Raw genomic sequence first — 12,083 nt, forward strand, 5'->3', positions numbered from 1 at the left:
TTTATCCGGGAGCCGGCGGGGCGATACCTTCCAGGCGCAAGTCCCGCAGGTTGAAGAGGTCGAGTAGGCCTCCTCCGCGGATTTTCCGGGCCCCGTTCTTTCTGCGTTCGCTGAAAAGGCTTCGGTTCTGCTCGAATACTTCCTCGATGAACATCCGGCTGCCCAGGGCCACGCCGTCATTGAAATAGCGCACCCGGCAATGCATGAGTTCGAAGAGACCCAGCTCTCCCTTGTTTTCGAGAACCTGCCGAACTTTATCCGGTTCAAATCCCTGGCGGCTCCCCGCTTCTTCGCCCGTGCAGAACAGCTGTATCCGGTATTGGGCCGCGATTTTACGCCAGCTGGCTTCTTGCCCGTGCAGGAAAAGGATGCGTTCAATGCCCGTGCGTGCCGCAGTGCCTCCGGCCACGGCCTCCGCATAGCCGCAAAAACGGTATTCGCGAGGATCGTCAACGAGCCCGGCCCGTACGGGATTGAGTTCAATGTAGGTGGCCATGGTGGCGATGGCATGGTCCGAGTCTTCCACGAGAACGCTTTTGAAGCGTTCCTCCCAAAGGGTTCCTTTGCGGTTGTATTTACGGTTGTACCATTTCGAAAACCGCTCTTTGAGCTCCTTCACAAAGATCGAAAGATCGCCCATGCGCGAGGTGTATTTCATTCGCCATTCATCCAGCCATGAGGTGTCGCCTGTCTCCTTCGCATGGAGTGAAGCCCGTTCATATGCTTGAATAACAACACTTGCCCGCTGTTTGGAATAGAAGGCCTGGATGCGATCGATAAGTTCATCATCTTCAAGCTCAACAACCGTAGGCACCTCGGCCAGAATATGCCAGTGATTCGACATGATGCAATAGGTGAGCACGCGCACCCCGGTAAATTCCCCAAGCTTCCACATGGTTCTCCTGAAGAATTCCTTTTCCTCATCGCCCATGATGTAGTCTCGGTTCACGACACGGGACATGACGTGGTAATAGTTGGTTTCACGTTTTCCAAGTATGCGCGGTTTCCTCATGGGCAAAATCCATACCACGATGTGCGAAGTGCAGTCAAACTATTAAACTATTATGTGCCTGTCACTATATATGCTATATATGGATGATGCGTCGAATGTACAAGTCCGGGCGCGGTACCTACAACAATTGGGGTGGATAATGGGTGGAAATGGCGAGGGGGGTGATGTTTATTACCTATCGTTTTAACAACGAGGTTTATGGATATGAGCAAGCAACCATCCCGTCGTGGCGTATTGGCCGCCGGAGCCGCGGTTTCTGCATTCTCGATTGTCCCTTCCAGCGTTTTGGGGCAGGCCGCGAAAAAGAAAAGCGGCGGTTTTCCTGACAAGAAACCGCTTCCACCCAGCGAGCGGCTGAACATTGGTTTTGTCGGCGCGGGCGGCAAGGCGAAGTCGAGCATCATTCCGTTGATGCACCACAATATTTATGCGCTGTGCGATGTGGATGCCGACCGGGCGGCAGAGGCTTTCAACCATTTTGCCAAGGCATCCAGGTATGAAGACTGGCGCGTGATGCTCGATAAGGAGGCGAAAAACCTCGATGCCGTCCTGGTCAGTACCCCCGACCACACCCATGCCGTCAGCACCATGGCCGCAATGCAGTGCGGCCTGCCGGTCTACACGGAAAAGCCGCTCACCCGCACCATTTCCGAAGCGCGGGTTCTTTCCGAGTACGCCCGAAAGAACAACATCGTGACGCAAATGGGCAACCAGGGGCACTCAACGGAAGGCGCGCGGTTGACCAACGAATGGATACAGGGCGGTCTGCTCGGGGCCGTGACCGAAGTGCATTGCTGGAGCAACCGGCCGATCTGGCCGCAGGGGATCGTTCGCCCGCCGGCAGAACAGGTTCCCTCGACGATGAACTGGGATCTGTGGCTTGGCCCCGCGCCCCAGAAACCATACAGCTCCAAGGTTGCGCCGTTCAAGTGGCGCGCCTATTGGGACTATGGCGCCGGGGCGCTGGGCGACATGGCCGCGCACATCATGGATCATCCGGTCTGGGCGCTGGGGCTCGGCGCCCCCTTGAGCGTGGAGGTTGGGTTCCAGCGCAAGGACCCCGCCAGCGCGAAGGACACTTTCCCGGTGACGACCAACGTGACCTATAAATTTGCGGCCCGCGGCGGGCAACCCGCCCTCACGCTAAAATGGTTTGACGGTAAAGGCAACCTGCCACCGCGTCCTGAAGCACTGGAGGAAGAACGGGAACTCCCGGGAAACGGAGTGATATACTACGGCAGCGAAAACAGCATGATGCATGGCAGCCATGGCGGTGTGCCGCGTATTTTTCCGGAAACCGCGATGCAGGCCGCCGCGCGCGCCAATAAGATTCCGGGCAAGACCATGACGCGTTCGCCGGGGCACCACGAGGAGTGGGTGCAGGCGATCAAGGCCAACGATCCCTCCATGGCCAAATCGAACTTTGGCTATGCCGGGCCGCTGACCGAAATGATGTTGCTCGGTTGCGTCGCGACGCGTGTCGGGCCGGGAACCAAGCTGACCTGGGATTCGGAGGGCATGAAAACCAACAACGATGTGGCCAATCGCTACATCCACCATGAATACCGAAAGGGGTGGTCTCTTTAGCCCGCTGAATCCCTTGGCGAAAAGCCCGGCTTCCAAGCCTTGGAAGCCGGGCTTGTTTTTGCCATGCTGTAGTTTCAATTTTTAACAGGAGAGATCAGATGGCTAAAAAGACCGTTGTTGTTGAATCGAAGCTGAACGATAAATTTGTGATTGCGAGTGATATACGCGGGCACAAGGTTGTAATCGACCAACCCGCCAACGCAGCGGGAACCGATACGGGCCCCACGCCGCTGGAGCTGATGTTCGCCTCGCTGGCCGGGTGCATTGGAACCATCGGCCGCATTGTGGCGATGCAGAAACGCATTGCGTTGCGGGGCATGGACATCAAGGTTGAGGGCGATCTCGATGTGGATGGCCTGCTGGGCAAGCCGATCGATGGCCGCGTCGGTTTCGAAGGCATTACGATTTCGATACACGTTGATGCCGACCTGACCGACGAGGAAAAGGAAGCCTTCATCCACGAAGTCGATAGCCGTTGCCCGGTCTCCGAAAACCTAATGAATGCCACTCCGGTGAGCGTTAAGCTGGCTTAGGAAGCCCGTTGCGGTGCGTGTTCGAAAGCCGCCCCGTATACAGGGTCTTTTTTGTGTGAGTCAACGAATCCTTTCCGCCCGCATCCTGTCGGATGTTTCGGTGTTATTTAATTTGAGGCAACTCGCTATTGTTTCTGTGGATAAGAAACGCCTTTAAACTGATCGAAAAAATGTATAAATTCACCTCTCGTATTCGTGAACCAGCTTGCCTTAAGGGGAAAATGAAGAGAATTGTCGTGGCGTATGTCGTATTTACTTTCGGTTTTTATCCGATGGTTGACGCCCGGACGGTCTCCAGCGGCGAGGTGTTTTACAGCGAGTCCTACATTGAGGTCGATCCATCGAACAACGGGAACGAGTTGATCGTTGAGGCCCATGGGGCGGTCGAGACGCCGTCGGCATTCATTGTTGGAAGTTACGGGGGCTATTTCACGGAGGTCACCGTGGCCGGGACGAATGCGCTTTTGCAAACAGGAGCCCAGTATGTTGGCAATGGTGGCCGGGGTATCGACTATTCCATCGAAAACGGAGGGATTGTCAGGTGCTCTTCGTTCAGCCTTTCAGGCGATCAAACGCAAGGCGTTGTGTATTCCTACCTGATCAACCATTTATCCGTTTCGGGGCAAGGTTCGTTGTTGGATGTGGCCGGCAACCTGGACCTCTGGTCTCCGGAGTCGCCTGGTGCTCCGGGGTTGCCGTTTGAACTGCCCCGCGAAATCCCTTGTTATGCGGAGGTGTCCGGAGGTGGGACGGTTTCGGTGGATTCGCTTTCGGTCGCGAATGGGAGCTGGTTCAGGCTAGGGGAGGGCGGCCACTTGCATGTCGAGAATGATTTCAACGTCTCCACTGATCATTTCCTGTTCGATGGCGGAACGCTTTCCGTCGGCGGTAAGGTGAGCGGGCGGCTCAAGGCAACCCGGGTGTCTGGAGGCCTGACGCTCGCCGGAACCTATGCCCTGGACGAGGAGATGTCGGCGTGCGTGGTGGATGGATCGTTAACGATCTCTTCCGAGGGAGTGCTGGAGGTGGCGGCCGGCTATGCCGCAAACGGGCATTTGACCGTTGAAGGACTCGCCGTTCTCGAAGGCTCGCTGGAGGTGCTGTTCACGGGCGATGCCCCGGTCTATGGGGCACGTTATGATTTATTCGACTGGAATGGGGGGGTAAGCGGTCAGTTTGTTGCCATTACGGCTCCCCAACTCGTTGGCGGGCTGTTTCTTGACTCCTCTGAACTTTATACCACTGGAAGCGTTAGCGTGATTCCCGAGCCGGCAACATTGAGTTTGATGGGGATGGCATCGTCGGGACTTTTTTGGGCTCGGCGCATTCGTCGGCGCAGGCGGTTCGGGAGGTCTGTGATGCCCGTCGAGGGCTTGGCCATGGATCGGTTCTTCGAGGAGCCGGTTTCGTCCGGGCCTGTCTTCGATGATGCAGCCCCGAGGGCGAACTTGGATGGGAGCCTGAAGCGATTGCTCGACGGAGCGACTGGACGGTTCGGGGCGGTTGGTTCCCGTTTCGTTGATGCGTTGATGGCCTGGGACCGGTGGGTGGATTTGCCGGGCAGAAAACGATCGCTCAGGCATGCCCGCAAGGCGCTCGCTTCCCGTGGGCTTGCGCTTCTAGATGCCGTTGTGGCTTCCGTTGCCTGGGATCGGATCGAAAGCCGGGGGAGGGCCCGGCGCAGGAAGCTGGCGGCCATCAGGAAGCGCGCGGTTTCCCTGCTCGATGCGTTCCTTGAGCGCGTGATGTGATGGCTCCGGCGGTTGCCCTGTTCTACGTTTTTTCGAAGTAGAAATAGTTGTGTTCGGCCAGTTTTTTTCCGTAGCGCTCGATGTGCGTGGCGGCATATTCCATGCGGTCTGAAAAGCGGATGAATTCGTCGCGCAGGAATCCGGACAGCTCGCGCTGTTCGGAGAGCAGGCGCATTTGGCGCGCGCGGTCGCGGCAAACCTTGGTGAGGGCTTCGGCGCTATCGGACATATCCTTGCGGATGCGTCGGTTGGTGTTGTCGAGCTCATGCTGGGTGATCTTTGTGCCGAGTGTTCGCTCGATGCGTTTGACCATGAGGTTGTGTTCGCTCGACCATTTTTGCAGGCCGGAATCCTTGTGGTCGTCGGCGAACATACGGCTGAAGGGGTCGCCGTACCACGAATCGGCGGCTTCGAAGATGGAGTCGATGAGTTGTTCGTAGTCGCGGTAAAGCTTGCCGTATTTCTCATTGTATTTTTTCCATCTAACCGCGCCCCAGTTGCAGTCGGTGAGGCGATAGCAGAAGCGCCGGGGTTTGTTGTCCTTCGTTTCGCCGGTCGAATAGGTCACGTAGCTCGCGATCCCGATCACATTGCGATTAAGATCCAGCACGGGGCTTCCGCTGTTGCCTGAGACGAAACCGGCACTCACCTCGACCTTGTCGGCGCCGATCCCGGTGACCTTGCCATAAAGCTCCGTTGCAACGCCCCCGCCCTCGCTGTTGCCAAAAACGCCGACTGGGCCGCCCATGGAGAGCTTTTTCGTTACCGGCAGCCCGGTTTCATCGGCCAGCAGCAGGCGCGCGATGTCGCGCTCGGCCGAAAGCTCGACGCTGCGTGGCCGCAGCGTCCGACCGGTCGCTGTCTTGAAGCTGATCGTTTCCGAGCCGAGAATGACGTGTTGGTTGGTGAAGAGGTAGGTTTTTCCATCAAGCTCGGCAATGAATCCGCTTCCGGAGCTTTTCCCGAGCCGGCTCTCGCAGGAGACCGTGACCAGCTTGTCGGAGATATCGTTGAAGGAATAGGCGAACTTTGCCTTGATGGCGCCCTCCTCGGCGAGCCGTTTTTCGAGTGCCTTTTGCGCTTTGGCATCGTTGTCCGCCGCGAAGGTGGCGGCGGCAAGGCTGAGTAGGGCGAGGGGGATGTGAGAGGCTTTCATGCGGGCTCCTGGCTTAGCGTTGGCTATAGATCATTGCGCTGCATTGGTCGATCCATTGGGCGGCGTAATCGAGCGAGCCGGATTGTTTTTCGAATTCCTCGCGCAGGAATCCGGTAAGCTCGCGCTGTTCGGAAAACATGCTGATCTGGCGAGCCCGGCCGCGGCACACCCCGGAGAGCTTTTTCAGGCTTTCGGCATATTCGGTCATCAGCTGGCGTTTGTGCGCGGAGCTGCGGTCGAACCGCGAGATCACCTCGTTGTGCGACTTTGCCCAGGAATGGAGACTGCGTTCAGGATTGTCTTCGATGCTTACCTTGGCCAACGGGGATTCGCTCCAGTTCTTGATGATCTCGAAAATGCCGTTGTAGAGCATTTCGCTCTGGCGGTAGAGCTTACCGTATTGCTTGTTGTAGTGCGTCCAGCGAACGCTCTTCCATTCAACGCCGGAAAGGCGGTAGCAAAACCGGCGGGTTTGGTTTTCGAACTTGGTGCCCTCCTTCATGGCATGGTTGCGGGAAACACGGACATAGCTGGCAATGCCCAGAACCTCCTGGCTCAGGTTGAGGATGGGGCTTCCGCTGTTGCCGGATACGAATTCGGCCGAGGTTTCGACCAGCTCCGCCCCGAGGCCGTTAACCACGCCGAACAACTCGGTGCCAACGCCGGCGCCCTCGCTGTTGCCGAAAACAGCCACCGGGATGTCCATTTCAACTTCGTTGCCAATGTCGAATGCGTGGTCGGTTTCCAGTTCGAGGCGTGCTATGTCGCGGGTTAGCGATAGCTCGACGCTACGCGGCTTCAGCTGGGTTCCGGATGCCGTTTTGAAGCTGATCTTGTCGGCCCCCATGATGACGTGCTGGTTGGTGAAAATGTAGGTTTTCCCGTCCATTCGGGCAACGAAACCGCTGCCGAAGGTCTTGCCCTGTTCGCTTTTGCAACTGATGATCACCAGCTTGTCGGCCACGTCGCTGAATCCATAGCTGAACTGGGCGCTGATCAGGGCCTGGCTCTCCTGCTTGTTTTTCAGCTCATTCCGCTTCCGTTGCTTTTCGCGGGCTTCTTCGTCGCTCTCGGTTTCGGCAACCACCGGAACGGCAGCCAGGGCGGCAACCAGCAGGAGCAGGGCGGTTTTGAATGCGCTATTCATCATGGTACTCAATTTTTCGGGTGGTGAATTTTTCGAAATCCTTGGTTTCTCCATCCTCCACGGTTTTCAGTTTCAGCAGGCACTGCGTCCAATTTCCCTGGTCGTCGATGCGCAGGTATTCGTAGTCGTTGGAATCCTTCCGGTCTTTTTGGGCATAGGCGATCCTCGTGCCCGACATGAGTCCGTTGTCGGTCCAGGCGTAGGCCATCGTGTATTTGATCCGTCCCCGCTCATCGTATCGGGTGTAAAGTTGTTTCGTGTTGTCCGGTGCGCGCTGGAACTTCGAGAGGGGGAGGGTTCTTTCCCCCTTGTTCTTGATGGTGGACGTCAGTTGGTAGCCCTCGCTGTTGTAGGTCAGAATCTCGACTTCGCCCGAGAGCTTGCATTGATAGGCGATCTGGCGGGTCGGGGCATTGAGCACGATTTCATAATCGTTGGTCGATCCATGGCGTACGTCCTCGGTGCGTTGCCGCACCAGGCATCCCGCTTCATTGAACATGTTGGTTGCAAAGTAGGTTTGCTCCCCTTTGCTGTTCCATTTCTTGCGGTATTTAAGGTTGCCCGCCCGGTCGTATTCCCGGAATTCCTTGTATTTCCGGTCGGACATGTCGTAGGCGTATTCCTCTTCGACCGATTTCACGGGGCCAAAGTAGTCGCTCGCCACCCGCGAGGGCACGGCGATATCAAGATGGGTTTCCCCGGCGGAACATATGGCCGGCAAGAGTGCCGCCATCAATAGGCCCAAGACATGTTTTCGTTCCATTAACAACCCCCAAACACAGGATCGTTGTACCTAATATGGGAACCCCCGAAAAGAAAAGATTGCCATTGGTCTTCGAAAGAGGGTGCGGAATCGATGAGACGGACGCCCTTCCCGCGACAAAATGGCACCACGCCTGTGCTCACGATCGTGAGCACAGGCGTGATGTGGGGCTTTGATTGTAAACCGGGATGTATTCCGGATAAATCCGGGTTTTTGCTCGAATCGTCCGGGGGCTTCGGCTACCACTTGATGCACCTGCATTCATGATCAAAGACCTCTCCATCCTGGTGTTGAGCGCGGCCGCAATTGTTGTGGCGGTGCGCTTTCTGCTGGTTCCGGGCATCGGGAGGATCGGGGCGGCGCTGAAGTTTTCCGCCAAGGTGCGCGGCCAGATGATCGGCTATGCCACCAGCGTGCCCGAATTCACCGTGCTTGTTGCGGGGGCGCTCAACGGGGTGTTCGATGCCGGCATGTGGAATATTGTGGCTTCGAATGTCGTAAACTGGGTGCTCTTTCTCCTGACGGTTTTCGCTTTCCGCCAGCAGCTCGACCTGAAGAACAAGGGCTTTGCCGATGAACTCGTTTTTGGGGTTTTGTCGGTCGTGGTTCCGTTGCTGATGTTTGCCGCCCACATTGGAACCAGCTATGCGACAGCTATCGGGTTGATCGCCTTTTTCATGGTCTACAAGGTGATGGACAAGCGCCTCAACAAGGCCGGCAAGCCCGCCGTGCTGCCGCCCGGCGCAGAGGGTGGGACGCTATGGGGCGGGGGAGGCATGTTGCTTCTCGGTATCGTGCTAATCCTGCTTTCCGGGCGATTTCTCGGGAATAGCGCCGAGGCGTTGATCACCCAATTGAACGTGCCCGCTTGGGCGGTTGGTTGGATCCTCGGCCTCGTGACTTCCGTATGCGAGCTCGCTTCGTTCATCGAGATCTACCGCATCCATAAACCCAAGGATTCTCCGGAGCATATCAAGGATACCCAGGAGGCGCTGGATGCCCTGGTTGCATCGAACATCGCCAATCTCGCCCTGATCCTCCCGCTCGGGATGGTGATCTATCTGGCGCTTTCAAGCTAGCACGGCGTGGTTTTCGGGGCTATTGCGGGGTAATCATGAGTTGCTTGACGGCATCGGGATCCATGGGGATGACCTCGATGGTGTGCGATCCTGAACCGTTGGTAATTTCCACCGTGCAGGGCTGGTCCTTTGGGGTCTTCGCATAACGGGCGCAGATGGCCGCCGCGGTTTCCAGCTGATCCTCGCGGGCATTCGGCGGGGCGATTACGAGCGGGCTGGGAAGGGTGGGGCAGGTGATGCGGTAATCGTCCGGGTGGGCCTTTTCGTCGAGCAGCTCGTTGTCTTCCTTGCAGGAGCCGACGATGATCTTCACATCGTCCGCGAGGCGCATGTGGCGTCCTGTGGGCAAAAGCCAAACGTTGGTGCGGTCGGCATCGGGGCCTTCGTGGTCGAGCAGGTCCTTCAGCTTTTTGCCGAAGCGCTCCTCGGTCAGCAGGCAACCGCCGGCCGGGGTGGGGTAGCTGGTAATGCCGAAATGTTTCGCCAGCTCCATCTGCGGGGTGCGGTTGCGCCCGGAAAAACGCGGCAATTTTCCGGCATCGATCCACCCTTCGCGGATGGGCTTCGTGGGCGGCAGCAGGCTGGCGCTGAGGGGGCGGACGATGAGGTCTTCATATTTCGAGCAGCGCGCCACCACGCCCAGGCTCTGCTTGTTCTGCGACATCGGCCGCTGGGCCAGCACCTCGCCGGTGGCAATGAAGTCGAAGCCCCATTCCTCCAGCAACTCCCCGGCGCGCATGATCATGTGCGCATGGCAGTCGATGCAGGGATTCATGGCGCCGCCCAGCCCGTGGGCGGGATGCTGCACCTGCTCAAGAATGTCTTCGGTGAAGTCGATGATGTGAAGCGGGATGTCGAGCGCCTTTGCCGCAGCTTCGGCCTTATCCGTTCCGAAAAAGGGACTGTTGTAGACGATGGCCTCCACGTGGACGCCCTGTTCGCGCAATACGCAAACCGCGAGCTGGCTATCCAGCCCGCCGGAAAGGAGGGAGAGTGCCTTGTATTGTTTTTTCATGATAAGTCCTTGTCTGGGAAAACGTTTGCTGATGTCCGCACCATTTGGATCAAAGTCAGCGTTTATCCGTGTTGTTCCGTGGCGGAACTTCGGCGAAATAGGTTCAGCTGCCAGGCCACGATGACGGCGACCGCGATCATGACCGCCGAATAGAGCTGGCCTTTGGTGAGCCAGCCAAGATAGATGGTGCTGTCCGGTTCGCGGAAAAACTCCATGGCAATGCGGGCGAGGGCGTAGAGCGCAAGATAGCTGATGCTGGGCGCTCCCGGTCGCTTGCCCCAGGCCGTTCGGCGCAACAGCATCATGATCCCGAAAACCAGGAAACCTTCCGCAAAGGCTTGGTAGAGCTGCGAGGGATGGCGGGGGACCAGCTGCCCGGCCTCCACCATCCTTTCAATCTCGGGAATGGTGTATTGGCCATAGTGAAGATGGGCGGATTGCGGGAAAACCACCGCCCATTTAACATCCGATGCCCGTCCCCAAAGCTCGCCGTTCACAAAGTTGGCCAGCCGGCCGAAGGCAAAGCCCAGCGAGGTCGTCACCGCCATGTGGTCGGTCAGGTTCAGGAAATGGTGATGGTTCTTCTTGGCGTACCATACCAAGAATAGGATCACGCCGATGAACCCGCCGTGGCTCGCCATGCCTCCATCCCAAACGCGGAAAACATAGAGCGGATCCTCCAAAAAGGAGTCGAAACCATAGAAAAGCACATAACCCAGCCGCCCGCCCAGAAACACGCCGAAAAAGGCCAGGAGCACAACAAAGTTGCTAACCTCCTTCTCCGGCACCTCGAACTCGCCCCGCTTCGACCACCGGCGCAGCAACAGGATGCAGGCAATAAACCCCATCAAATAGGAAATGCCATACCACCGAACCGCCAATGGCCCCCCAATCTCCAGCAGGATCGGATTAATGTTGTGGATGTAGTGCGTCATTCCGCTAAACAGGAAAATGGGAAGAGCAAGCTCTTCCCGGAACCCTGCAAAACGCTACCCTGTTAGCGTTTTCCTTTTTTCCGTTTTTCGTTTGCGCGGACGGTGTCGATTTCTGCCGCCAGTTTCGGGGTTAGCCAGAATTTTTGCATGAAATCGAATTGTTCGTTTGTGTCATTCAGCTTCGCCTCAACCGTCTCGTGGTCGCGTGTGATATAGGTGGTGAGGAGGAGCACGCGCTGGCCGGCGTATCCGGAAACCTCAACATAGAAACTTTCAATTCCGAGTCCGGATACCCACTTCTCCAGATCAGTTGCAGCGGCATTCTTATCCTGGTTCTTTGTTGTGAAGACATAGAGCCGGGGCTGGGTGGATGGGAGGTTCAGGTAGTTTTCGGAATTAGGTGGATTTCCTCCAGTCAAATCCCGGTAGATTTCAAAATAGGCGATGGACGACTCATCCTTTATTTTCCCCGCCAGATAGTTTTTCGCGTGGGTCTTATTTTCGGAAATAGCAACGATGATCCGGTCGTAAAGGTTTTCTTCACGGTTTACAACCGCAGCTTCAACAAGCTCCTCGATCAATTGATCGGACTTTGGTTCGACCTGGGTGAGGCCATAGTGGAGGGCGTTGTAGCGAACATCGGCCGATTCATCTTTGGAAAGCTTTTGCAATATGGCCAGCGCCTCTGGATTGGAGGGATTTTTACCTTCAATGAAATGCTCGCCAAGCAGACGGGCGGTCACGCTGCGAATGGAGGAGGCTTTATCTGTCGAGCAGGCCTTGAATCCCGGAAGATAGCTCTCGTTTATGGTTTCTCCAGTCTTTTCGCGGGTAATCGTGGCAAGCGCATGCATTCTCATGGCGGTGGAGTTGAAGCTAAGCACTTGTTGTATGGAATATTGATGGGCTGTCGCCGGCGTGTTGGTTGGTGCTTGGGCATTTGATAGGGATGCCAGTACGAATGCAGAAAGGCTCAGCATAGCAAATGTTTTGTTCATGTAGGTTCTCCTTAAAGTGATTGCGCTACAAAAATAGGCAATAGGCCGGGTGAAAACAAGCAACATTGTGCAGTCAGAATTGAGCCATAATCCGATAGGATGCTAGT

At 56.7% G+C, this 12,083-nt stretch carries 11 protein-coding genes; 4 read left to right on the plus strand and 7 right to left on the minus strand.

The window, feature by feature from the left end; all coding sequences use genetic code 11:
• Position 1: 1 nt before the first annotated feature.
• Positions 2 to 1,012 carry a transposase gene (locus E9954_RS23125; RefSeq protein ID WP_136081652.1) on the minus strand — a complete coding sequence of 337 codons (1,011 nt, stop codon included), beginning with the start codon at positions 1,010 to 1,012 and terminating at the stop codon, positions 2 to 4.
• Between the two features lie 204 nt (positions 1,013 to 1,216).
• Here E9954_RS23125 and E9954_RS23130 point away from each other — a divergent pair, with 204 nt between their 5' ends.
• The 3 genes from E9954_RS23130 to E9954_RS23140 all read left to right on the plus strand — a co-directional run bounded on the left by E9954_RS23130 (position 1,217) and on the right by E9954_RS23140 (position 4,883).
• A complete protein-coding gene (locus tag E9954_RS23130) occupies positions 1,217 to 2,599 on the plus strand; it encodes a Gfo/Idh/MocA family protein (RefSeq protein ID WP_136081653.1) in 1,383 nt (460 codons plus the stop codon).
• A gap of 98 nt (positions 2,600 to 2,697) precedes the next feature.
• On the plus strand, positions 2,698 to 3,132 hold the full coding sequence (locus E9954_RS23135) for an OsmC family protein (RefSeq protein ID WP_136081654.1): 435 nt from the start codon (positions 2,698 to 2,700) through the stop codon (positions 3,130 to 3,132).
• 221 nt (positions 3,133 to 3,353) lie between these two features.
• Positions 3,354 to 4,883: a PEP-CTERM sorting domain-containing protein gene (locus E9954_RS23140; protein ID WP_168442517.1), complete on the plus strand. Its 1,530-nt coding sequence runs from the start codon at positions 3,354 to 3,356 to the stop codon at positions 4,881 to 4,883.
• A gap of 22 nt (positions 4,884 to 4,905) precedes the next feature.
• Here E9954_RS23140 and E9954_RS23145 read toward each other — a convergent pair whose 3' ends face one another.
• Genes E9954_RS23145 through E9954_RS23155 form a run of 3 tightly spaced genes read right to left on the minus strand, consistent with a single transcriptional unit; the run spans position 4,906 to position 7,949 of the window.
• Entirely contained in the window at positions 4,906 to 6,039 is a 1,134-nt protein-coding gene (locus tag E9954_RS23145; protein ID WP_136081656.1) for a S1 family peptidase, read from the minus strand.
• Between the two features lie 13 nt (positions 6,040 to 6,052).
• The gene (locus E9954_RS23150; RefSeq protein ID WP_168442518.1) at positions 6,053 to 7,189 is read right to left on the minus strand and encodes a S1 family peptidase; all 1,137 of its coding nucleotides are present in this window, start codon (positions 7,187 to 7,189) and stop codon (positions 6,053 to 6,055) included.
• Positions 7,179 to 7,949, minus strand: a complete 771-nt coding sequence (locus E9954_RS23155; protein WP_136081658.1) for a hypothetical protein — start codon at positions 7,947 to 7,949, stop codon at positions 7,179 to 7,181. Before E9954_RS23155 ends, E9954_RS23150 begins: the two co-directional genes overlap by 11 nt.
• A gap of 263 nt (positions 7,950 to 8,212) precedes the next feature.
• Between E9954_RS23155 and E9954_RS23160 the strand changes: the two genes are divergently transcribed.
• Positions 8,213 to 9,028: a hypothetical protein gene (locus E9954_RS23160; protein ID WP_136081659.1), complete on the plus strand. Its 816-nt coding sequence runs from the start codon at positions 8,213 to 8,215 to the stop codon at positions 9,026 to 9,028.
• 19 nt (positions 9,029 to 9,047) lie between these two features.
• Here E9954_RS23160 and E9954_RS23165 read toward each other — a convergent pair whose 3' ends face one another.
• From E9954_RS23165 to E9954_RS23175, 3 genes are all read right to left on the minus strand, one after another.
• Positions 9,048 to 10,043, minus strand: a complete 996-nt coding sequence (locus E9954_RS23165) for a tRNA 4-thiouridine(8) synthase ThiI (RefSeq protein ID WP_136081660.1) — start codon at positions 10,041 to 10,043, stop codon at positions 9,048 to 9,050.
• Positions 10,044 to 10,105: 62 nt separating this feature from the next.
• Positions 10,106 to 10,978, minus strand: coding sequence for a prolipoprotein diacylglyceryl transferase (lgt, locus tag E9954_RS23170; protein WP_136081661.1), 873 nt, complete (start codon positions 10,976 to 10,978; stop codon positions 10,106 to 10,108).
• A 62-nt stretch (positions 10,979 to 11,040) separates the two neighbouring features.
• Positions 11,041 to 11,976, minus strand: coding sequence for a HEAT repeat domain-containing protein (locus E9954_RS23175; protein WP_168442519.1), 936 nt, complete (start codon positions 11,974 to 11,976; stop codon positions 11,041 to 11,043).
• Between the last annotated feature and the right edge of the window lie 107 nt (positions 11,977 to 12,083).

Origin of the sequence: Pontiella desulfatans, from assembly GCF_900890425.1 — a bacterium.
In the GTDB taxonomy this organism is placed as follows: domain Bacteria; phylum Verrucomicrobiota; class Kiritimatiellia; order Kiritimatiellales; family Pontiellaceae; genus Pontiella; species Pontiella desulfatans.